Annotated in this window: 19 protein-coding genes; 11 read left to right on the top strand and 8 right to left on the bottom strand. The window is 58.5% G+C overall.

What is annotated here, in order from left to right; genetic code table 11:
• Positions 1-96: 96 nt before the first annotated feature.
• From GH784_RS24950 to GH784_RS24940, 3 genes are all read right to left on the bottom strand, one after another.
• Positions 97-891, bottom strand: a complete 795-nt coding sequence (locus GH784_RS24950) for a transporter substrate-binding domain-containing protein (RefSeq protein WP_003514202.1) — start codon at positions 889-891, stop codon at positions 97-99.
• A gap of 71 nt (positions 892-962) precedes the next feature.
• Entirely contained in the window at positions 963-2,924 is a 1,962-nt protein-coding gene (locus GH784_RS27650) for a DUF2817 domain-containing protein (protein ID WP_083211516.1), read from the bottom strand.
• A 139-nt stretch (positions 2,925-3,063) separates the two neighbouring features.
• Entirely contained in the window at positions 3,064-4,104 is a 1,041-nt protein-coding gene (locus GH784_RS24940) for an aromatic ring-hydroxylating dioxygenase subunit alpha (protein WP_065702562.1), read from the bottom strand.
• Between the two features lie 129 nt (positions 4,105-4,233).
• Between GH784_RS24940 and GH784_RS24935 the strand changes: the two genes are divergently transcribed.
• Positions 4,234-5,154: a LysR family transcriptional regulator gene (locus GH784_RS24935; protein WP_080797685.1), complete on the top strand. Its 921-nt coding sequence runs from the start codon at positions 4,234-4,236 to the stop codon at positions 5,152-5,154.
• A 23-nt stretch (positions 5,155-5,177) separates the two neighbouring features.
• Here GH784_RS24935 and GH784_RS24930 read toward each other — a convergent pair whose 3' ends face one another.
• Both GH784_RS24930 and GH784_RS24925 read right to left on the bottom strand, forming a co-directional pair.
• Complete coding sequence (locus GH784_RS24930; protein WP_065702563.1) at positions 5,178-5,693, bottom strand: flavin reductase family protein; 516 nt, start codon at positions 5,691-5,693, stop codon at positions 5,178-5,180.
• Between the two features lie 11 nt (positions 5,694-5,704).
• Entirely contained in the window at positions 5,705-7,069 is a 1,365-nt protein-coding gene (locus GH784_RS24925) for an LLM class flavin-dependent oxidoreductase (RefSeq protein ID WP_173995115.1), read from the bottom strand.
• Positions 7,070-7,496: 427 nt separating this feature from the next.
• Between GH784_RS24925 and GH784_RS24920 the strand changes: the two genes are divergently transcribed.
• The 10 genes from GH784_RS24920 (at position 7,497) to GH784_RS24875 (ending at position 16,922) form a co-directional block, all read left to right on the top strand.
• Positions 7,497-8,630 (top strand): HD domain-containing phosphohydrolase, encoded by a 1,134-nt coding sequence (locus GH784_RS24920; protein ID WP_244517109.1) that lies wholly within the window; start codon positions 7,497-7,499, stop codon positions 8,628-8,630.
• Positions 8,623-8,949, top strand: coding sequence for a hypothetical protein (locus GH784_RS24915; RefSeq protein ID WP_111798695.1), 327 nt, complete (start codon positions 8,623-8,625; stop codon positions 8,947-8,949). The genes GH784_RS24920 and GH784_RS24915 overlap by 8 nt, the downstream gene beginning before the upstream one ends.
• The gene (locus tag GH784_RS24910) at positions 8,946-9,314 is read left to right on the top strand and encodes a response regulator (RefSeq protein WP_013636814.1); all 369 of its coding nucleotides are present in this window, start codon (positions 8,946-8,948) and stop codon (positions 9,312-9,314) included. Before GH784_RS24915 ends, GH784_RS24910 begins: the two co-directional genes overlap by 4 nt.
• On the top strand, positions 9,311-11,278 hold the full coding sequence (locus tag GH784_RS24905) for a chemotaxis protein CheA (RefSeq protein WP_065702566.1): 1,968 nt from the start codon (positions 9,311-9,313) through the stop codon (positions 11,276-11,278). Before GH784_RS24910 ends, GH784_RS24905 begins: the two co-directional genes overlap by 4 nt.
• Positions 11,275-11,820, top strand: a complete 546-nt coding sequence (locus GH784_RS24900) for a chemotaxis protein CheW (protein ID WP_003514184.1) — start codon at positions 11,275-11,277, stop codon at positions 11,818-11,820. The genes GH784_RS24905 and GH784_RS24900 overlap by 4 nt, the downstream gene beginning before the upstream one ends.
• Before the next feature lies 1 nt (position 11,821).
• Positions 11,822-13,639, top strand: a complete 1,818-nt coding sequence (locus tag GH784_RS24895) for a methyl-accepting chemotaxis protein (RefSeq protein WP_065702567.1) — start codon at positions 11,822-11,824, stop codon at positions 13,637-13,639.
• Between the two features lie 2 nt (positions 13,640-13,641).
• Positions 13,642-14,136, top strand: a complete 495-nt coding sequence (locus GH784_RS24890) for a chemotaxis protein CheW (protein ID WP_003514179.1) — start codon at positions 13,642-13,644, stop codon at positions 14,134-14,136.
• A complete protein-coding gene (locus tag GH784_RS24885; RefSeq protein ID WP_065658622.1) occupies positions 14,133-15,002 on the top strand; it encodes a CheR family methyltransferase in 870 nt (289 codons plus the stop codon). The genes GH784_RS24890 and GH784_RS24885 overlap by 4 nt, the downstream gene beginning before the upstream one ends.
• A 12-nt stretch (positions 15,003-15,014) precedes the next feature.
• Positions 15,015-16,103 (top strand): protein-glutamate methylesterase/protein-glutamine glutaminase, encoded by a 1,089-nt coding sequence (locus tag GH784_RS24880; RefSeq protein ID WP_065702568.1) that lies wholly within the window; start codon positions 15,015-15,017, stop codon positions 16,101-16,103.
• Between the two features lie 117 nt (positions 16,104-16,220).
• Positions 16,221-16,922, top strand: coding sequence for a ParA family protein (locus tag GH784_RS24875; RefSeq protein WP_065702569.1), 702 nt, complete (start codon positions 16,221-16,223; stop codon positions 16,920-16,922).
• A gap of 58 nt (positions 16,923-16,980) precedes the next feature.
• Here the strand turns inward: GH784_RS24875 and GH784_RS24870 are convergent, their stop codons facing one another.
• The 3 genes from GH784_RS24870 to GH784_RS24860 form a co-directional block, all read right to left on the bottom strand.
• The gene (locus GH784_RS24870; protein ID WP_083211517.1) at positions 16,981-18,708 is read right to left on the bottom strand and encodes a chemotaxis protein; all 1,728 of its coding nucleotides are present in this window, start codon (positions 18,706-18,708) and stop codon (positions 16,981-16,983) included.
• A 139-nt stretch (positions 18,709-18,847) separates the two neighbouring features.
• Positions 18,848-20,962, bottom strand: coding sequence for a sensor histidine kinase (locus GH784_RS24865; RefSeq protein WP_065702571.1), 2,115 nt, complete (start codon positions 20,960-20,962; stop codon positions 18,848-18,850).
• Complete coding sequence (locus GH784_RS24860) at positions 20,959-21,699, bottom strand: response regulator transcription factor (RefSeq protein ID WP_003514167.1); 741 nt, start codon at positions 21,697-21,699, stop codon at positions 20,959-20,961. The genes GH784_RS24865 and GH784_RS24860 overlap by 4 nt, the downstream gene beginning before the upstream one ends.
• Positions 21,700-21,850 lie beyond the last annotated feature (151 nt).

Genomic DNA, 21,850 nt, shown 5'->3' with positions numbered 1-21,850 from the left:
GGCAGCAGGCATCGTCAGCGTCTTCGACCGTGCGCACCCTGTCAGGTTGCGATTGAGTGGTTGCCCCGCACTTTTGGGAAGAGCGGGGCAGGCGTCTTAGTTGCAGGGTCTGGAGATATCCATCTTGAACCACTTCTGGCTCGCTTTGCCGATCGAACCATCCGCGACGAGCTCGCACAGTGCCTTGTCGATCTTCGTCTTCAGCTCGGTGTTCTCCTTGGCAATACCGACGCCGATCCCTTCGCCGAGGGTGGAATCGAATTTGCTCTGAACTTTCACGTCGACAAACTGAAAGTCCTTGCCTTCGGGCTTGGCGAGAAAATCCTGAAGTGCAGAGGCGTCTGCAAATGCTGCCTCAACGCGGCCGCTTGCGAGATCGATCTGCATATTGTCGAGCGTGTCGTAGGTTTTGAGATTGGCATTCGGCACCCGCTTTTCGATGAAATGGGCGTGCGTCGTGCCGGTTTGAACGCCGATCGTCTTGCCGTCCAAGCCCTTCAACAAAGTGTCGATATCCTTGATGCCGGCGAGATCGGACGTCTTGGGAACGAGGAACATGTTTGCCAGCTCAGCATATCCGACCGAAAAATTGATTTCCTTTTTTCGATCCTGGGTAATCGACATCCCGGAGATGATGACGTCGAAGCGCTTCGCCTTGAGGGCAGGGATCAGGCCATCAAAGGCCTGCACGACGAACCGGCACTTCACGGCGAGCTTCGTGCAGAGCAGGTTGCCGACATCGGCGTCGAAGCCGGTTACATTGCCGGCAGCATCGGCCATGCTCCATGGTGGATAGGCACCTTCGGTGCCGATCGACAATTCGCCTTCGGCAGCGTGCGCCGTGCTGACGCCTGCAAGAAGCAGGGCGAGTGACAGGACTTTCAGATTCATATGCGAATTCCCCTATTTGGTTATTTGTTGGGTTTGATTTGCCGGACACAGCGCCGGCACAGCGGATCACGTCATAACGTTCGCGACAGAAACTGACGCAGGCGTTCCGATCGCGGATTGGTGAACAATTCCGCCGGGGTACTCTCTTCCTCCACCTTTCCTTTGTGTAAGAAGAGAATCTTGTGAGATACCTCGCGCGCGAACTGCATTTCATGCGTCACGAGGATCATGGTATTGCCCTCTTCTGCCAGCTGACGGATCACGCGCAGGACCTCTCCCACAAGTTCGGGGTCGAGAGCGGATGTCGGTTCGTCACAGAGGATGACTTTTGGCCGCATGGCCAGTGTTCTTGCGATGGCCGCACGTTGCTGCTGGCCGCCGGAGAGCTGCCCGGGATATTGGGCATGCTTTTCCGACAGTCCCACTTTCTTCAACAACTGATGGGCATGGTCGATTGCATCCTGGCGACGCTCGCCAAGAACATGGACGGGAGCCTCGATGATGTTCTCAAGCACGGACATGTGGGGCCAGAGATTGAAGTTCTGGAATACCATTCCCACGCGGGCGCGAATTCTTTCGACCTGGCGCATGTCTGCTGGCTGCGAACGGCCATTCGCTCCGCCCTTCATTCGTATTTCCTCGCCATCAACGACGATCGTTCCACTGCTGGGCTGTTCGAGCAGGTTTATACAGCGCAAAAACGTGCTCTTGCCGGAACCTGACGAGCCGATCATCGAAACGACTTCACCGGGATCGGCACTCAGCCCCACGCCCGACAGGACTTCGTGCGTGCCGAAGCTTTTGTGGAGATCATGAACTTCAACGGCTGGCCGTTCATGGCGTTTGGTATTGAGAGGCACGGCCGGTGGCCAGTCGCTCACCAAAGCCGGAGCGGGTGCGCCCTTTGAAGCCGGGGGAGTAACCGAGGCAAGTGCGGTCAGCGCGCGGTCGAAATATCGCAAGCTTGTCCCAAGACAGTTCTGCTGCCATTCGGGATCGTCAGGAATGAACGCCGTTCTCAGCGTCTTCTTGATTTTCTGCCCAAGCGGAGATTCGATATTCCCGAAAAGATGCAGCCAGTTATCCGCCTGCACGGCGTCCATCACCACCGGGCCTTCAAGGGTTCCGCATTCGATTACCAGCGGCAATACGCGGCTCTCCGGCAAGGATTTGCAGACCGCTGCTGAAACGTAGCCCGTGGCCGTTGCCGCAATGCCGGTATCGGTCGTTACGCCATTGCCGGTCATCACGACCGCAAGTGCGTGCCCATAGGTTTTCCTGCCCCATTCCAGACCGGCATGGTCCTCTTCCGCCACGGATAGCAGTGCGGGATATCCGTAAGGGCCTGCACCGGTGTGAAGATCGAAGACGACGACATCCGACGCGCCACTGACGAAAGTGCTCAAGATATCGTTGAGGGTGCGGTTCGACCATGTCGGGCCGTTGCCGCCATAAAACAGTCCGTCTGGAAAGTCGTATTGGCCTGCTTCGATAATCGCGGCGATCCCGGCGTGACCATTTAAAGCGGCCTTGGCATCTCTCAGCAGTTGATCGGCACGGTCACGATCGGGCCCATCCCACTCGGCGCAGACAAATGCATTATGGAGTGGGGCGTATCGTTCGTTTCGTGGAACGGCTCTCTTCCAGTCAACGAAGTTTCGGTTGAGATCGACATTGTCCTCGTTGACCCGTCGGCTCCATGCTGTTCCCCACGGGTTGATCAGATGGATCATCACCACAGCCGTATCGGGAGGAAGCGGTAAAGGGTTATTTGCGGCAAGCCATTCAGCCTGGCAAGCCGATCCGAATTGCCCCTCAACTCCGTGCGTGCCGGACAGGATGACGAGTTTTTTTGACGCGTTGCGTTCGCCCAGATATGCAACATCCGTGAAAAGGTGCTCTCCACCTGGGCCATGCAATGGATGCTTATATTCGAACAACGCAGCATTCGACCGGCGCGCGGCGGAAAGAAAACGTTGCCGCAGCACATTATAGTCCACTGAATAGAGCTCAGGCTGCCTGATGTGGCGCATCAAGGATACTCCCGATTTGTGGCGGGCGTCGGCTTTTGCCGATCACCAGCTATGTTCCCGGTTATTATTTTTTTGCCATCTCCGCCTGACCCATTTGAGCAGGCGAAGACCATATCGTTAGTCATTCTGGCGCAGGCGCTTACTCCGCGGCAGCGACGACATTCATGGTCTCGCTATCGATCATCTGTGAAAGCTTGCGTCTGAACCGCAGCGGTCCGACATCGATCTTCAGATCGAGGTTTGGAGTCTTCTTGTTCGCGATCCCGTGGTGGACCGCCTCTAGCACGACACGGTCTTCCTCGAATGCGCCGCGTACGGATGTTGCGAAGCGCGCTGAAACTTCCGGGTCGTCGGGCGCGAAATTTCGCATCTGAAACCAGTAATACTTCGTGCGGTTCTCATCGACTGGCGTCATGAAATTGTAGCTGTCCATCAAGAACGTATTGGCCGGCAATTCGCGGCCTTCGCCACCGGAGCCTGATGGTGCAAAGATGGCCTTGATGATGGCATTGCTGGGGTAGCGAACCTCGTAATGCTGTTTTCGATCGCATTTCCCCTCAAATTGCAGGAACGGTGCGTAGAAGGGGGCCGGATCTGAATCCAGCATCCAGCGCCAGACGACGACGCCATCGCTTTTCACCGTTGTTTCCAATGGCGTTTCTTCGCAGGCGGAACTGGCGAACGAGCTCTGATGTACCCATGCGACGTGGGATGGGTCCAGCAGATTGTCCGTCATGTAGAGGTAATTGCAGTTGATCGTCATCGACTCGCCGCGATTGACGCCCCAGGACGGATCACCGAAATGTTCGACATGGAAAATCTCTGCAGGATCGGCTTTCGCGGCCTCACCCATCCAGACCCAGACGAGCCCGTAACGTTCCTCCACCGGGTAGGAGCGGACGCAGGCCACATGTGGAATACGCTCTGCACCCGGCACGCGGGTGCAGGCGCCGGAACAGTCGAAGGTCAGTCCGTGATAGCCGCATTCGACGTCGTCGCCCTTGATACGCCCCATGGACAAGGGGAGCTTGCGATGGGGACAGGCATCTTCGAGCGCTGCAAGCTTGCCATTCTGAAGACGATAAAGAACGATATTTTCGCCGAGCATCGTTACGGGTGTCAGGTCTCGTCCGATTTCGTGATCCCAGGTGGCGACGTACCAAGCATTCTTGAGAAACATTTTCTTCCCCCGTTCTCGCTTTAATCGGAACAGTATTTTCCTTGTTGCGATGCGGGACAAGCGGATTTTCGTTGCGTTTTTGTTTAGAAAAACTTAACAAAAAGCAGAACTGGAGATACTCTATTGGCTATGCCCCCACTCCATGCCCTGCAAGCTTTCGAAGCCGTAGGAAGGTGCGGTACGATGAGCACGGCTGCCAAAGAACTGGGCGTAACACCCAGTGCCATCAGCCAACAGGTGCGCAAGCTTGAGAACCATCTCGGCGTTACGCTCCTCGAACGTATCGGACGCCGTGTGGAACTGACGTCGTGGGGTGTTCTTCTTCACAAGGAAGTCGCCAAAGGCTTCAGCCAGCTCAATCATTCCGTCGATGTTCTCGAACGGGCGCGGAGCCAGACCGGCATCGTGCTGACTGCGCTCAGCTCGGTGGTGAACAAGTGGATCGGCCGCAAGATCTTCGAGTGGCAGGCTCTCTATCCGGAAGCCAATGTCCGTATCATCGGCAAGGATGACGAACCCAGCCTGTCGGGCGGCCAGAGCGATTTCCGCATAACCTATGGAAAGCGGGCAGAGGTGCACGCGCATTTCGTGCCGCTTTATACGGATTGGGTGGTTCCCGCATGTTCGCCGCGTTTGCTCGGGGGACGGACATTATCGGCGCCCGCCGACCTTCTCAAATTCCCTTTGCTCAATATCGAGTGGGAAGCCCATTACAGCCGTCCGCCACAATGGAGCGAGTGGGCGCAGCTGGTTGGCGCGACCGTGAATGAAAAACTCTCGAGCCTGTTTTTCGCGCTGTCGAGCAACGCAATCGACGCTGCGGTCAACGGACACGGCTTCGTGCTGGCTCAGGTCTCGATGATCGAGGACGAGTTGCAGGCCGGTACTCTTGTTGTTCCTTTCGACATCCGCCTTCCGCTTCCCGAGAGCTACTATCTGGCATGGGATCGTTCCGTTTTCGATAAGCCCTACGGAAGAGAATTTCACATGTGGGTGATGGGGATCGCGAAAAAGCAGTCTGTCGCATCGTCTCCGAACCGCAGTGCGTGACTAAGGGCCTACCGCTCGGGATATCACCTTCTGATGTGTTGATATTCTCCGCGCCAGTACAGAAGTGGCCGGGCATCGTCATGTGTCGTTATCGACCGGACGAGGCCGACCAGGATCACATGGGATCGATGGATGATCGCGTCTTCGAGTTCGCAGTCCAGACTTGCCAGAGCGCCATCCAGCGCAAGGCCGCCTGACGCCATCGTGTGCCAGACGGCGCCATCGTAGCGGCTGGCACCCTTAAGGCCATTAAAGCCCGAGAATGAGTGGGCGACGTTTTCCTGACCTTCAGCGACGACGTTGACGCAAAACCGTCTGGCTTTCTCGACGATTTCCCAGGACGAGGATCCGCGATTGAGTGCGACCATCACAGTCGGGCCATCCGCAGAAAGTGCTGTGACGGATGTTGCGGTGAAGCCGGTTCGTGTTTCACCCGTGCCTGTCGTGATGACGCAAACGGCACCCGCCAGATTCCGCATGGAGGATTTGAAGAGGTCAGCTCCCGGAGACGGCACCTGCATTTTTATCTGGTCCACCATGATCGGCTCCTTCAGATGCGCTCTTTATCGCCTTTGGCGGCCGTGTAACGGTTGGCAGGCATCGAAAGCCCCAGGTTCTCGCGCAGCGTCGATCCTTCATATTCCTCACGAAACAGTCCGCGCCGCCGCAACTCCGGCAAGACAAGGCGGACGAAATCTTCCAGGCTTGCGGGAAGTGTCGGGAACATAAGAATAAAACCGTCGGCGGCACGGGTTTCGAACCACTCTTCCATGTAGTCTGCGATCTGTTTTGGTGTCCCGGTTATTCCGTTTCCGGTGTGGCGTTCTGCGTAGTGGCGGATCAATTGTCCCACTGTCTGTCCTTGCTTGACGAACTCGACGAGCTGGTCAAACATCTTGCGCGAGCCTTTCGGCTCGGCGGGCAGCCGGTCCATCGGAAATGGTTGATCGAGGGGGACGCCACGAAGGTCGGCTTCGAGGAACTCCGAAAGCATCAACCGACCCACGTCCGGATGAAGGCTGTCGATGAGAAAATCGACTTTTGCCTTTGCCTCCGCCTCGGTCTCCCCGACATTGACGACAATTCCCGGCATGACCTTGAGATCTTCGAGATCGCGACCGAATGCCGGCATACGTCCTTTGACGTTCTGGTAGAAAGCCCTGTTGCTCTCGATGTTGGATGCTAGGCTGAAGACGATTTCAGACGTCCGTGCAGCAAGGTTCATTCCGGCCTCGGAGCCGCCGGCCTGAGCAATAACAGGCCGCCCCTGCTCGGAAGGCGCAATGTTGAGGGGGCCGCGCACCTGAAAATGCTTGCCGACATGATTGAGGGTATGGTGCTTGGCCTTGTCATAATAAACGCCGCTTTCGCGATCAAGCAGCAAGGCATCGCGTTCAAAGCTGTCCCATAGGCCGAACACTACGTCGATGAATTCCTGCGCGCGCTCGTAACGGACGGCGTGAGGATCGAGACCCTGACGATTGAAGTTGTAGCCGGTCTCGTCATGATCGGAGGTGACGACATTCCAGCAGGCGCGTCCCCGGCTCAGCTGATCGATAGACGCGAAAATCCGGGCGACATTGAAGGGTTCATAATAGCTCGTCGATACCGTCGAGACCAGGCCCAGTCTTTCCGTCATCACCGAAAGTGCCGAGATGAGAGAAAGCGGTTCGAACCGGTTCTGCTTGGTCGGGCTGCGCGCCAGGGCGTCGGGGTCACCAACGGCAGCCGCAGCGGAATCGGCGAGGAACATGAAATCGAATTTGGCAGCTTCAGAAATTCTGGCCACATTCAACATGTGGCTGAAGTCGGTTGCTGCCGTTACCTTGCTTGCCGGGTGCCGCCATGCGGCTGCATGGAAGCCGAACGTGTAAACAAAGGTTCCGAGCTTGATCTTGTCCTGCCGTTTCAACATCGTTCCCTCTTTTGCCTGATACCAATTCTCGTCTCAGGCTATTCGAGGATCAACGCTGCAACAATCGGCCGAAATCTTCTCCGTAGGTTAGAAATACTAACAAGGATTAGTGGCGCGTCTGCGCATCAGCCCGAGAGGCTGCGGCGCCACGCAACAGGATCACATTCCCGTTGGAAGGCCTGATGATGGCGCTTCACTATAAGTATTCATAAGTCACACTTAAGTCGCTGTTAACCAACATCTGGTCAATTTATTCATATAAGAAGTTGTCTTCGCAGGCGAATTTCGCGCAGGCGCTTCATTTTTATGACCACATGACGCGGTCGTCTTTTCCCAAAAAAATGTTTCCAGATCCGTTGAATTCGCTCGGTGAAAGCCGAGGAGTTCGCGCGTCTATTCGCCCGCAATCCAATGATAGCGAGGACAAGTGCAAATCGTATTGGTCGATGACAGCAAGTCGATTCTTGTTGCCCTGAAAGCGACGGTCCGCGGGCTTCCGGATGTCGGCACCATCGTGGGCTTCACCGATCCCACGGAGGCGTTGGAATTCTGCCGCAACAATGCGGTCGATCTGCTTGTGGTGGATTATACGATGCCGAAATATAACGGCATACAGCTCCTCAAGGCACTGAATACGTATGAGCATTTTGCTCATGTGCCTGTCATCATGATCACATCGGAAAGAGGCCGGCCTGTCCTTATCGAAGCGATAGAGAGCGGTGTCACGGAATTCATCCACAAGCCCTTTGACCCGGTGGAGCTGAAGGCGCGGGTGCGCAACCTTCTCGCCTTGCGCAAGGCGCAGCGCGATCTTGCCGGACAGGCGCGCAGCCTTGTGGATGAGGTGCGCAAGGCCACCCGGCAACTCGCGGCCCGCGAAGAGGAAATCATCTGGCGCCTGGCGCGGGCCATCGAATTCCGCGACGGCCACACCGGCGACCATATTTCCCGCGTCGCGCAAATCAGCATGCTGATGGCAAAGGATATCGGCCTCGATGACGAGCATTGCCGCATGATCTATCTCGCGGCACCCTTGCACGATGTCGGCAAGATCGGAATTTCCGACAGCGTGCTGCTGAAGCCGGGTCGCCTGACGCCTGATGAGATTACCGAAATGCGAAAACATGTCGGTATCGGTGTGCAGATTCTCGAAAACGGTTCATCCGACCTGCTGCGCATAGCCGAGGCGATTGCAGGTGGCCATCACGAAAAATGGGATGGAACGGGATATCCGCACGGCTTGTCGGGCGACGGCATTCCGCTGGAAGCCCGTATCGTCGCCATTGCGGACGTCTTTGAGGCTCTCTGCTCCGAGCGTCCTTACAAGAAGGCGTGGTCGACCGAAGAGGCCTATGCGCATGTTGTCGCGCAGAGCGGCAGCCATTTCGATCCCGCCTGCGTCGCGGCGTTCCAGCGCCAATGGACGCTGATTGAGAGGCTCATGACGGGTCACGACGTTCTGGAGATCGAAGTGCCGAGCCTCGAAACACCGGAAGAACAACCGATCAGGGCGGATGGCGGCATGCACACCGAAGCCGTTCGGGAGACTCCCCATGTTTGATGAAACCACGAACGACACACTGAAGATGCCGCAAGCGCTTTCCATACGGTCGATTGCGTCGGCACACGGTCTTCTTCTCGACCGTCTCAAAGACACCGACAGGCTGGTGGTCGAGGTGCCCAAGGATGCGGATGCGGATTTGAGCTTCGTGCAGCTGATGGAAGCCTCGCGCAATTTCGCGGCGCAGAACAACAAGACGATAACATTGAAAGAGCCGGCTGACGGTCAGGTTTTGCAGACATTGCGGCGGGGCGGTTTCCTGTCGCGGATGGATGAAGCCTCCCGCCAGTTCTGGTTGCATGGAAAGGACATATCATGAGCGCACATATTTTAACGGTCGACGATTCCGCCAGCATTCGCATGACGACTAAGATCGCCCTCACAGGCGCGGGCTACCAGATTACCGAGGCCGTTGATGGGCAGGACGGTCTTGCCAAGGCGAAGGCCGCGAATTTTGACCTCATCGTCACTGATCTCAACATGCCGAACATGAATGGTCTCGAGATGATTGAGGCGCTTCGGCAATCTCCGGCTCATACCGGCATTCCGATCATCTTTTTGACGACGGAATCCGATGCGGACATGAAGGCGCGCGCCAAGGCCGCCGGTGCCACCGGCTGGCTGACCAAGCCCTTCGATGCCGAACATCTGGTCAAGATCGTCAGAAAGGTCCTCGGAAAATGACGACGCTGGACCCTATTCAGGTTTTCAGAACGGAGGCTGCGGAGCTTTTCGAGCAAATCGAGGGGGGCCTTCTCGATCTGCTTCACGATTTGACCGATCAGGATCAGATCGACGCCGTTTTCCGCGGACTGCATACATTGAAGGGGTCCGGGGCAATGTTCGGGTTCGAGGCGCTTGCCGCTTTCACCCACCATTGCGAAACCGCCTTTGACCGGGTGCGCAAGGGCGAGGTTCCGGCAACCAGCGAACTGGTCGCAGCCGTTCTTGAAGCGCAGGATCATATGCAGGCGCTGGTCGACAATCCGCACGGTGTGCAGGGTGATGTTGGAGAGCAGCTGCTCGCCAAGCTTCGTGCGGCAGTCGGCACTCGTGGCGATGGCGGTGTCCTGACACATGTTCCGGCGCAGAATCTCGCCAGGAAGCCGGCAAAGGCAAAAGCCGCCACCTGGGAAATCCGGTTCCGGTTGCCCGTCAATGCCATGGCAAACGGAACCAATCCCCTTGGTCTTCTCGATGAGCTGGCCGAACTCGGCGATTGTGAAATCGTTGCCGACACCTCGACGGTGCCGTCTCTCGACGCCCTCAATCCGAGCGATCTCCATCTAGGCTGGACAGTCCGGCTGACGACCGAGCAGCCGCAATCGGCAATCGACGACGTTTTCATCTTCGTGATGGATGACATGGAGATCGATATCCGCGCAATCGAAGCGGTTGTCGAAGAAGAGCTCCCCGTTTCCGAGATCCTGCCGGAAGCCAGAAAGGTCGCCGCCGATCCGAAGGGCGGCAAGGCGGCCGAAAACGTACGGGTGCCTGCTGAAAGACTTGACGAGTTGATGGATCGGGTCGGTGAACTCGTCATTGCCCAGTCCCGCCTTTCGCAGCTGGCGGGTAGCAGCGTCGATATTCTTTTGCGCTCTGTTTCGGAGGATGTCGAACGTCTTTCCGGAGAACTTCGCGATACGATGATGGTCCTGCGAATGGTGCCGATCGCCCAGCTTTTTGGTCGGTTCCGCCGTCTGATCCATGACCTGGCGCGGGAAACGGGCAAACAGATCGAGCTGGAGACCGAGGGCGAAGGCACAGAGGTCGACAAGGCGGTGATCGAACGCCTGGCTGATCCACTTGTGCACCTTGTCCGTAACTCCTGCGACCATGGACTCGAAAAAAGCGATGAGCGTGTGGCGGCCGGCAAACCGGCGACGGGGCGGATCACCCTCATTGCCCGCCAGTCGGGCGGTGATGTGACGATCACCATCCGTGACGATGGCCGTGGCATTGATCGCCAGCGCGTCCGGGCAAAAGCTGAGGCTTCCGGCCTTTTGGCTCCGAACGCGCAGGTCAGCGATCAGGAACTGCTGCAGATGATCTTCCAGCCGGGCTTTTCGACAGCCTCTGAAGTTACCAGTCTTTCCGGCCGTGGTGTCGGCATGGATGTGGTGAAAAAGAGTGTCGAGGCCCTTCGCGGCACGATCAGCGTTACCAGCACGCCGGGCGCGGGTTCGGAAGTTTCGCTGGCGATCCCGTTGACTCTGGCCATCATCGACGGCCTGCTGGTGCGGGTCGGCAATGGTTGCTACGTCATTCCGCTGCCGGCGGTGGAGGAATGCCTCGAACTGTCGCCTGACGACGATATTCGTTCGCGGGGCCGGTCCTTCATTTCACTGCGCGAGAGCCTCGTTCCCTTCATTCGCCTGCGCGAATTGTTCAACACCGGAACCAAGCCGGATCAGTTCCAGAAGATCGTCGTCATTTCCACCGGCTCCGAGCGGGTCGGGCTTGTGGTTGACCAGATCATCGGTGACCACCAGACGGTCATCAAGGCCATGTCGAAACTGCACCATGACGTCGCGACATTCTCAGGCGCGACCATCCTCGGTGACGGCAATGTCGCCCTTATCCTCGATGTCGCACATTTGGTGATGGCGGGGCAACAGCAGGAGGCGCGATTGCGGGCCGCGGGATGAACCAGTCTCTCTTGAAGCAGACGGACGAATTTTGGGGCGTGTCCGACGCCGTGGAAGTTCTGACCTTCAACATCGCGGGCGAGACCTTCGCCATAGAGGCGGTGAAGGTTCGGGAAATTCTGGATCTTCTGCCCGAAACCGCCGTTCCCGGTGCTAAAGCCTTCGTGGCGAGTGTTATCAACTTCCGGGGCAAGGTCATCCCTCTGGCTGATATCCGTCTTGCATTCGGCATGGAAGCCACCGAGCGAACCATTGATAGCCGTATCGTCGTCATAGAACTGCCGTTCGATGGCGAGCCAGCATTGATCGGCATCAGGACCGATAAGGTCAACGAGGTGACCACGTTCAGCCGGGCAGCCAGCGAACCGCCGCCGAGCGTCGGCATGCGGTGGCGGGCGGATTACATCCATTGCCTCATCAAACGCGGCAGCGAGTTCGTCATTCTTCCAAATCTGACAGCAATTTTCACGGGGCATCGCGAGTCCGGACCGGTTTCGTCCAGCGCGCGTGGCAACGTCATCGAACTTTCCAAGGAGCATTGAGATGCGATTTACAATCAAGATGAAGCTGGCGGTTGCCTTCGGCTTTCTGATCCTGATGCTTGCCGGAACGGCCGGCTACGGCATCTACAGCCTCGGTATCGCCAAGAATGCCATGGACGATGTGGTCGACGGTACTGTCGTGCGCCTCGACAAGGTTCACCAGATGAACGCACTGGCGCTGGCAACCGTCCGGTCGCAGAAGAATATCATCCTTGCTGCTTCGCCGGAGGAAACCCAGCTTTTCAAGGCGGCCGGTAACGAAACTCGCGACCAGTTGACGGCCATGCTGAATGATATGGCAGCCACCGCCAGCGCCGAGACGCGTGCGTTCTGGACGGATCTGCAGGCCATCACCAAGGCTTTCGAGGCCAGTGATGATCACGTCCGGGAACTGGTTGCGCAGGGCAATACGTCGCTCGCCGCGTCGTACTCGTCCGGCAAGGGCCGTGACGCTGCCAATGCCCTGACAGGGAAACTGGGCGAGGGCGTCAAGATGAACCGCGACCGTCTTGAAGAATCGAAGCAATTGGCGGCTGATGACTATGAGCAGACCCGCACCCTGCTGGTCAGTGCATCGGTCGTTGCCGTACTAATCGCCATCGCGACAGCATTCTGGATCGCGCTCGGCATCAGCAGCGGATTGCGCAAGATCATGACCGTGGCGGAGGCGGTTGCGATCGGCGATCTCGATCAGAATGTCGAGATCAAGACCAATGACGAGATCAAGGATCTCGTTGCGCGCATCAACACGATGACGGGCAATCTGCGCAATACCGCAGGCATTGCCGACCGGATTGCCGATGGCGATCTTACCGTCATGCCGAAACCCCTGTCCGACAGGGATACTCTCGGCCTTGCGCTGGAACGGATGGTTGAGCGCCTGCGTGGCATTGTCGCCGATGCGCTTTCCGCTTCCGACAATGTGTCCTCCGGCAGCCAGGAACTGTCGGCCAGCTCCGAACAGCTGAGCCAGGGCGCGACCGAGCAGGCATCGTCTGCCGAAGAGGCTTCGGCCTCGATGGAAGAGATGGCTGCCAACATCAAGCAGAATGCCGACAATGCCGCGCAGACGGAAAAGATCGCGCGTCAGTCGTCCAAGGACGCCGAAGCCAGCGGTGAAGCCGTCAACCGCGCCGTGGTCGCCATGCGCACCATCGCCGAGAAGATTTCCATCGTGCAGGAAATTGCCCGCCAGACCGATCTTTTGGCGCTGAACGCCGCCGTTGAGGCGGCGCGCGCTGGAGAACACGGCAAGGGTTTTGCTGTCGTGGCATCGGAAGTGCGCAAGCTCGCCGAACGCAGCCAGGCTGCTGCCAGCGAGATCAGCTCGCTTTCCGGCGAGACCGTGCAGGTGGCAACCGAAGCGGGCGACATGCTTAACCGTCTGGTGCCGGACATTCGCAAGACCGCCGAGCTGGTCGCCGAAATCTCCGCCGCCTGCCGTGAGCAGGATATCGGCGCCTCCCAGATCAACGAGGCAATCCAGCAGCTTGACAAGGTGACGCAGCAGAACTCCGGCGCTTCGGAGGAAATGTCTGCGACTTCGGAAGAGCTGGCCGCACAGGCCGAAGAGTTGCAGAGCAGTATCGCCTTCTTCAAGGTGGATGCCTCAAGCGTCTCGTCGCGCCCCGCACAGGCTGCACATCGGCCTGCCGCAAAGCCTGCTGCGACGCGTTCGGCGATGAAGCCGGCCCCCGTTCGCAAACCGCAGACGGGCAACACCGTCAGCGCCCAGCAAGCCCGCGTCAAAGGTTTCGCACTGGATATGTCCATGGGCGGTCCCGATGCTGACGACGCGGATTTCCGCGAAAGCGCCTGACCATGACCAGCACATCTTCAGAAGGCCAGTTCGTGACATTCAGCCTCGGTGAGGAGGTCTTTGCGGTATCCGTCGCGGTCGTCCGTGAAATCCTCGACTATGAGGACACGTTCAAGATTCCGCATAGTCCTGAATATCTGCTGGGTCTGAGAGATGTGCGCGGGCAGGGTGTGCCCATCATCGATCTGCGGCTGCGGCTCGGAATGAGCCGCAGCGTGCGGACACCCCATACCCGCGTGCTGGTGCTGGATATTCCGTTCCCATCCCGCACGCTGGCGATAGGTCTTGTGGCGGACAAGGTGTTCGAGGTGACGCCGTTCCGTCGCGACCAGATGGAAACCGCACCCGATATCGGCGTTCACTGGAACTCCGACTACATTGCAGGTGTGGTTCGCCGCGAAGGTGATTTCGTCGTCATCATCGATCTTGCAAAGCTTTTCTCGAACGAAGAAAACGCCATTGCCCGGCAGGGCGGCACACCGGTTCAGGCGGCATGAGGAGAGCCCTTTCCGTGGATGCCTCCATTGCTGCCAGCTCCGCGCATGATGGCCTGAGTCAGCGGGATTTCCGGCTGCTCGCCGAATACATCTACAATTACAGCGGCATAAAGATGCCGGACAGCAAGCGCACCATGCTGGAAGGGCGTCTGCGAAAGCGCCTTCGCGCCACGGGGCATGCCACCTTCGCTCAATATTGCAATTTCCTCTTCCGCGAAGACGGGCTGGAAGAGGAAGCGATCTACCTGATTGACGTGGTGACGACCAACAAGACGGATTTTTTCCGTGAGCCGAACCATTTCGACTACATGGAGAAATTCGCTTTGCCTGCACTTGCGGGTGAAGGCCATGGGCGCATCCGTGCCTGGAGTTCCGCCTGTTCGACGGGTGCGGAACCCTATACCATGGCGATGGTGCTGGCCGAAGCGGCCGAGAAACAGGTCATCAACAATTTCAGCATCCTTGCGACCGACCTTTCCACTGATGTGCTCAGGAAAGCCCATAGCGGTATCTATGCCCGTGAACTGCTCGAACCGGTTCCGGCCGACATGATGCGCAAATATGTCATGCGGTCGGTCGATGCCGGACGACGGGAGGTTCGTATCGTGCCGCGGCTGCGTTCCAAGATCGGTTTTGCCCGCCTCAACCTCATGGACCCGACCTACCAGATCGGCGATGCGGTGCACCTTCTCTTCTGCCGTAACGTTCTCATCTACTTTGATAAAAAAACGCAGGTGCACGTCTTGACCCAATTGTGCAAGCGCCTGGTGCCGGGCGGTTACCTTTTCATCGGTCATTCCGAAACGATAACCGGTATCGACCTGCCCCTGCGGCAGGTCGCCAATACCGTTTTCAAGAAGCAATAGCGGCAGAGAGCCATGTCGAAAAAAATCCGCGTTCTCATCGTCGACGATTCCGCCAGCGTCCGGCAGACCCTAACGGAGGTTCTCGAAAGCGATCCCGGCATTGAGGTGATCGGGGCCGCTGCCGATCCGTTTGTTGCGGCCAAGCGCATTCAGGAAGAAATTCCCGATGTCCTCACGCTTGATGTGGAAATGCCGCGCATGGACGGCATCACCTTCCTGCGCAAGATCATGTCGCAGAAACCGATCCCTGTAGTCATGTGCTCGTCGCTGACCGAGGCCGGATCGGAAACCCTGCTTCAGGCACTGGAGGCGGGGGCGGTCGACATCATCCTCAAGCCGAGGATAGGCGCTGCGGATCATCTGGCGGAGCAGGCCACGCGTATCTGCGAGGTCGTCAAAAGTGCGGCGCACGCCCGCGTCGGCAATGCGCGGGCGGTGCTGCGTTCGGCTGCCGCAAGCGGTCCGCAGGCCAAGCTGACCGCCGATGCCGTGCTGCCGCCGCCTTCGGGCAAGGCCATGGCGCGCACCACTGAAATGGTGGTCTGTGTCGGTGCATCCACCGGCGGCACGGAAGCGTTGCGCGCAATGCTGATGAAGCTGCCGGCCAATTCACCCGGCATCGTGATCGTTCAGCATATGCCGGAAAAATTTACCGCCGCATTTGCAAAACGCCTGAACAGTCTCTGCGATGTCGAGATCAAGGAGGCCGAGGACGGCGATCCGGTGCTGCGCGGCCATGTGCTGATTGCGCCGGGCGACAGGCATATGCTGCTGGAGCGGCAGGGTGCACGTTATCGCGTTTCGGTCCGCACCGGGCCACTGGTTTCGCGACACCGGCCTTCGGTGGACGTTCTGTTTCGTTCTTCCGCGCGTGCCGCCGGTGCCAACGCCATGGGCATCATCATGACAGGCATGGGTGATGATGGCGCACGCGGCATGCTGGAAATGCATCAGGCCGGCGCCTTCACGGTGGCGCAGGACGAAGCATCCTCTGTTGTCTTCGGCATGCCGAAGGAAGCGATCGCCCATGGCGGTGTCGACAAGGTTCTGCCACTCGACAGGATCGCGCTGGAAATTCAGGCAGAAGACCGCCGCCGCTGATGGCGCGACCCTTTTTTACCCGGCATTAACCAAACTCGCCAATGATGGCGGTAACACCATGCGACAGGTGCGTTCCGCGAGGCATGACCGTCTCCGCCCAGTTTTCCGGATCATGCCATGCCAGTTATCACCTTCGCGAATACCAAGGGCGGCGCCGGGAAAACCACGGCGGTTCTTCTCCTGGCGTCCGAACTGGCGCGGCGCGGATCACGGGTTTGCGTCATCGATACCGATCCACAGCGCTGGATTTCCCGCTGGCGTGAAAAGGCCGATGCGCGTGTCGATTTTTCAGTCATCACCTATGTGACGGCGGCGACGTTACAGCAGCATGTCATCGACAGCCGCCGTGCGTTCGATCAGGTGATCATCGACCTGCCCGGTGCGCAATCGCCCCTGCTCGCGACTGCGATCGGTCTCTCCAACCATGTGCTGATACCCGTTCAGGGCAGCACCATGGATGCGCAGGGCGGGGCGCAGGTGCTGGAGCTGCTGCGTTATCTCGATGAAAAGGCGAATATCCGGATCGACCATTCCGTCGTGCTGACCCGCGTCAATCCGCTGGTCACGACCCGCGCGCTTCTGGCTGCACGGGAACTGCTGGCGCAAAGGAATGTACGTGTTCTCGATACGCCGATTTTCGAACGTTCTGCGTTTCGCGATATGTTCGAATTCGATGGATGCCTGCATATGATGAAAGCCGGCCATGTCAGCAATCTCGACAAGGCTCTGCAGAATGCGGAAGCTTTTGCCGCCGAGGTTCTCCGTCTCCTTGAGGCCTCCAACAAGAAAAGCCCTGGCAAACTGATGCAGGCGGCCTGACGCCGGGAACCCGGCGCAGTAAAAGCGCCCCATCGATCCCGTTTAGATCGAATACGCTCTAGAAAAGCGCGTCGGCAAAGAGATCGTCGTCATCTTCGACGGTGGCGGGTGCTTTCTGCCCGGGCGCAAGATCGACCGGCAAGTAGCGAAGATGCACGTCGCGCTCCTGCGCCATCGTGTAGATCTTGTAGATGCGTGCCGAAAACGGCTGGATTTTCTCTGCGAAGCCGGAAATGTCTCCGGCGCCGCCGGCGGCCAGCCCGCTTGCCACGTGATGGCATTCTTTCAGGACATCGCCGAGTTCGCTTTCGAAATCGAGCTTGATCACGGCGGCACTGATGCGGCTGAAAACGGCCTGACCTTCCGTGGCGAGATCCTGAAGACCGGTTTCCATCTGACCCTTGGCGTGGCTTATGGCTTCCAGTGCTTCGTTCAATGGTTCCCGCAGATCACCGGCGCTCCGGTTCTCAGCCTTCTTCAGATTTGTAATGACGCTTTCGATCCGGTGGAGATCGGCAACGATCGAATCCGCCGGGCTTTCCAGCTTGTCGGCAAAGACCCGCAGCTCGCCGCTGACGACATTGACCGACCGGCCTTCGTCGCCCAGTTTCGAGCAGCGCAGGTTTGAGTTCAGCGCCATATAATGGATTTCAGTCTTGATCGAGCGCAGCACTTCAATGCCGTGCAACAGGTCCTGTGCGGTACCGGTAACGGAAGCGACGACCGCATTGGCATCCGCCATGCCTTCCTGAACGCGCCCGGCCAGATCGCACGCCTTTGCTATGTCCTTCTCAAGCAGCTGCAACGCGCTGCCGCCATCATTGGCAGCATCTTCCACCAGGGTGTCGCGCAGTGAAAGAATGGTTGCGGCATCGTCGGCGAAACTTGAGATGCCTGCAAAAATCTTGCGGCAATCCTGCTGGAAGGTGGTTGCCATCTCGTCGATCTGGGCGCTGACCATCTCGAAAACGGTGTCGTAAAGAGCGTCCATTTCGGCGGAATTTAACGCCAGCGCCTCTTCGGAATTCAGATAATCGCTGAACAGGGCGAGTGTCGTCTGCACATGTTCGACACGTTGGCGGGTAATGTCGCCGATCTGGAGGGAGGACAGCGTTGCCGCTATCTTGCCCTGCACGCCCTGCGCGACGGATTTCACCTTGGCCGCCATGGCCGTCATGGCGCGATGCTGTTCGCCGATGCGACCGGAATTTGTCTTCAAACCTCCGACGATGCCGGGGATCGTTGCTTCGAAATCGGCGCCGATGACGGATGAGACGTCGCGCGCTCTGGCAAGCTGCTTGTCCATGAGATCGAGATATTGCGCGAATTTGCCGACTTCAGTACCGCCGAAATGGATGCGTTCGCGGATTTCCTCGGCAAAGGAGGAAAATTCGGCGATGCCTGCGCCGGTGATCTTTACCGTGACCGCAAAGGTTTTCAGGTAACGGATCGTCTCGCGGATATCATCGACATGGCCGTTTGCAGACTTGCAAAGGGAACTCATTTCAACGAAGGCGGCCTGTCGCAACTGTTCGGTTTCCGGCAGGCGGACCATATCCTCAATGGTCTTTTGCATGTTGGCCATTGCCGCATCCGCGGTATCGCCGTCCATCGAACCCGTCATGCGGTCCAATATGGTGATGAGCTGGTTCAGGATGTCCATGACTGAAACGAGCACGGAGCCGCCTTCGAGAAAGGTCTTCTCGATACGAGACTGTGCGGTTGCAAGGCGCGCGGTCAGGTACGCTTGCGGATCACTGGCTTCAGCTTTTGGTTGATTTTTCACGACGGTACTGTTTCCCATACTCGGATGGCGTGATCCTAGAGAGCAGGAAGAAACGGACAGTGAATATTCTGAGTTGATCGGGAGTTAACAACTCAATTGGTTGACGAATTCCTCTCCCCCTGGAAGGCCTTCTCGGGGCTTATCGAATCTGGCCGTGGTCGGCGCCTACTGGAAAAGTCAGTTGTACCCTTGCGCCATCGCCCGGCATTGAGCTGATATGCGCCTCGCCGCCGCTCTGCCGGACGAAGCCGTAGACCATTGCAAGGCCGAGGCCTGCCCCGCCGTGTTCCTGCCGAGTGGTGAAATAGGGCTCGAAGGCCTTGTCCACCGCCTCGGGCGTCATGCCCATCCCCTCGTCGGTGACGGCGATCACAAGTGCATCCTTCTCGGAAGCGGCGCTGATCGAGATCAGGCCACCATCGGGCATGGCCGCTGCCGCATTCAGGCAAAGGTTGAGGATGGACTGCTCGAGGAGGGCAGGGTCTAGCGCAATCGAGGGAAGATCCTCGTCAATCTCCAGCGCAATCCGGCATTTCGGGCCGACTGCAATCTCAAGGATATCGGCCATGCCGCGCAGCAGGTTTGCGACGTTGATGCAGCTCGGATGAATGGGCTGCTGGCTGCCGATGGTCAGCATGCTGCTGGCCAGAGAACGGCCGCGATCCGCCGCCTTGCGGATACGGGCGATGTGGCGTTTCTGGCGATCGTTGAAACCAGTTTCGCGCTCCAGCAGGCCGAGGCTGCCGGTGATGATGCCGATCATGTTGCCCACTTCATGACTGACCTGATGGGTCATGCGCATGATGCCATCAAGCCTCTGGGCTTTTGCGGCCTCCGCCTCCTGACGATCGAGAGAAGTTACATCCCGGGCGAGCAGCACGATACCGCCATCCGGCTGGCGTGACATCGATACTTCGATCACTCGTTGATCTCCAGTGCGATGGCGCACGACTGCCCGGTCCATCAACTCGCCTCGGCCGCTCTCGAAAGGGAACAGTGCGGGATCGATCTCCGGTATCGGTTCGACAAAACGGCGAAGCGGCAGCTTACGCGACGAGCCAGAACGACCGACAAGTTCTATGATCCGGCGGTTCATGGTGATCGGCCGACCGGTCGGATCGAACAGCGCTATTCCCTCATTCATGTTGCGGAAGGTCGAGCGGATGGTTCGGGCCGCCGCTTCCGCCGTGCGCCGCAGGCGGGAGACACGATCGACGCTGTCATGGAAAGCCCGGAAAGCATCGAGCAGGCGGATCAGTTCCGTCTCCGATCCGGTATAGGATGGCGGGCCGACATCCTTTTCACCCTTGGCGAGCGCGTTCATGCCGTTGGAAAGCGTCGCGATCCCGCGTGAGACACGCATCACCGATCGAATCGAGAATGTTGCCATGACCAGAACCAGAAGCGAAGCGACTGCGACGATGACCAATAGGCGGCTCAGAGCGTCCGAGGTCGAGATCAGGTCCTCGTTGAGGCTGCGGGCAACCGCATCGCTCTGGGTTTCGGTGACATGGGACAGATCGCGCGACACAATGTGAAGCCGCGACACCGAGGCGCGGATCGCAAACATTTCCAAGAGGTAACGGCTCTGCGCTTCAAAGACCCGCTCATAGGGTTGCAGCTCGGCCACGGGGAGCCGCTCTCCGGGATAACCTTCCTGGCGCGCGGTGGTTTCGGCAACATAGCGGCGGCGCAGTTCACCAAGCTGGAAGAGGCTGTCGGATGCGGATGCGGCCTGCACGATGCCGTTCATCCGCCGGCGCAGTTCGGGATCGGTGATGCCGCGACCCGTGGCAATTTCGCCAAGCGCGGCTGCCGCTTCCGCCTTGTGGCCCTGCGCCGCATCGGCATCCTTTGCCAGATCCAGCGTCTGTGTTCTGATCAATTCAAGGAGTTCGACGATGCGCTCGTTGGCAAAGCCGCGGGCGACCCGATCACCGTTGCCTGGCCCTGTCATCTCCAGCAGGATATCGACCTGCTGGACCACGGACCGGCTTTCGCTGGAGACGCGATAGGGCGAGGCGGCATTCATCAGGAAAGGTGCGCTCGAGACGAGGTCGGAGACCTGCCGCGAAACCAGCGATGCCTTGGCAAGGCTGGAAAAGGCCTGCAGGCCGTAGGCGGCCATTTCATCGCGGGCGCGTTGCAGGCCGTAGATGGCGATGGCGGATAGGCTGAAGACGAGGATGCAGATGAAGACGATCGCAAAGGGCAGGCGAAAGGCGATCGAGGAAAGGAAGGAGCGGCTGATCACGGAGAAAGCTCGCCCTCGTCGGTGTGGAGCACATAACCCCTGCCGCGCCGCGTCTTGATGTGACGCGGCAGATCGGGGTTTCGCTCGATCTTGCGCCTCAGCCGCAGCACCAGCACATCGACGTTTCTATCGATATAGCGGTCGCTTTCCGAGCCCAGCCTGTCGAGGATCTGGGAGCGACTGACGGGCTGGTTGGGCGTTTCGGCCAGAATTTCCAGAAGTGCGAATTCGGCACTTGTCAGCGTTCTGCTGCGATCGGTCAGGCAGACCGCCTGTCGGGCATTGAGATCAATCGCCCAGTCGCTGAGGAGCAATGCTGCCCGGCCGTGGTCGCGCTCGCTGTCCTTTTCCTGCTTTAAGGAGGGGATCGTCCGGCGCAGAACGGCCTTGATCCGTGCCGTGAGTTCGATCGGTTCGAAGGGTTTGACGACATAATCGTCGGCCGCTGTTTCCAGGCCGAGAACCCGGTCGGCGGCGCTGCCGGCAGCCGTTACCATGACGATGCCGATATCGACCTTGCTGCGTAGTCTCTGGGCAAAGGTGCGGCCGGAGGTGCCGGGCAAGTTGTGGTCCACGAGCACCAGCTGCATCACGTCCTTCGCCAATATCTCGTCCGCTTCCTCGGCGGAGCGCGCGCAGGTGGGCAGCCAGCCCTCGGCCTCGACGAGGTCCGAGATAAGCTCTGCCATATCCGGATCGTCCTCGACGATCAGAATGCGAACCTTCTGATTAAGCACTGCGTATTCCTCCCGCCATCATCATAGGCGCGGCAGACGCGATCTTCAAAGCCTAGCTGGTTATCCGCCCTGTCATATTTGTAATATCTGTAATCTTGTTCGGAAAGATTGGTAACCATTCTTCGATTGCGGTGCGGTCAGGATGTGACAT

It is taken from the genome of Agrobacterium tumefaciens, from assembly GCF_009649785.1.
GTDB classification, from domain to species: domain Bacteria; phylum Pseudomonadota; class Alphaproteobacteria; order Rhizobiales; family Rhizobiaceae; genus Agrobacterium; species Agrobacterium tumefaciens.
The sequence above is the reverse complement of the archived record's forward strand: the minus strand, read 5'-3'. Positions and strand labels throughout refer to the sequence as shown.

What these genes read in the sequence shown, in the direction of transcription:
- GH784_RS24940 (WP_065702562.1), bottom strand. Translation starts at nt 4,104, where the DNA reads ATGTTTCTCAAGAATGCTTGGTACGTCGCCACCTGGGATCACGAAATC.
- GH784_RS24925 (WP_173995115.1), bottom strand. Translation starts at nt 7,069, where the DNA reads ATGTTGAAACGGCAGGACAAGATCAAGCTCGGAACCTTTGTTTACACG.
- GH784_RS24890 (WP_003514179.1), top strand. Translation starts at nt 13,642, where the DNA reads ATGACCAGCACATCTTCAGAAGGCCAGTTCGTGACATTCAGCCTCGGT.
- GH784_RS27650 (WP_083211516.1), bottom strand. Translation starts at nt 2,924, where the DNA reads ATGCGCCACATCAGGCAGCCTGAGCTCTATTCAGTGGACTATAATGTG.
- GH784_RS24950 (WP_003514202.1), bottom strand. Translation starts at nt 891, where the DNA reads ATGAATCTGAAAGTCCTGTCACTCGCCCTGCTTCTTGCAGGCGTCAGC.
- GH784_RS24875 (WP_065702569.1), top strand. Translation starts at nt 16,221, where the DNA reads ATGCCAGTTATCACCTTCGCGAATACCAAGGGCGGCGCCGGGAAAACC.
- GH784_RS24915 (WP_111798695.1), top strand. Translation starts at nt 8,623, where the DNA reads ATGTTTGATGAAACCACGAACGACACACTGAAGATGCCGCAAGCGCTT.
- GH784_RS24880 (WP_065702568.1), top strand. Translation starts at nt 15,015, where the DNA reads ATGTCGAAAAAAATCCGCGTTCTCATCGTCGACGATTCCGCCAGCGTC.
- GH784_RS24895 (WP_065702567.1), top strand. Translation starts at nt 11,822, where the DNA reads ATGCGATTTACAATCAAGATGAAGCTGGCGGTTGCCTTCGGCTTTCTG.
- GH784_RS24935 (WP_080797685.1), top strand. Translation starts at nt 4,234, where the DNA reads ATGCCCCCACTCCATGCCCTGCAAGCTTTCGAAGCCGTAGGAAGGTGC.
- GH784_RS24905 (WP_065702566.1), top strand. Translation starts at nt 9,311, where the DNA reads ATGACGACGCTGGACCCTATTCAGGTTTTCAGAACGGAGGCTGCGGAG.
- GH784_RS24930 (WP_065702563.1), bottom strand. Translation starts at nt 5,693, where the DNA reads ATGGTGGACCAGATAAAAATGCAGGTGCCGTCTCCGGGAGCTGACCTC.
- GH784_RS24900 (WP_003514184.1), top strand. Translation starts at nt 11,275, where the DNA reads ATGAACCAGTCTCTCTTGAAGCAGACGGACGAATTTTGGGGCGTGTCC.
- GH784_RS24910 (WP_013636814.1), top strand. Translation starts at nt 8,946, where the DNA reads ATGAGCGCACATATTTTAACGGTCGACGATTCCGCCAGCATTCGCATG.
- GH784_RS24885 (WP_065658622.1), top strand. Translation starts at nt 14,133, where the DNA reads ATGAGGAGAGCCCTTTCCGTGGATGCCTCCATTGCTGCCAGCTCCGCG.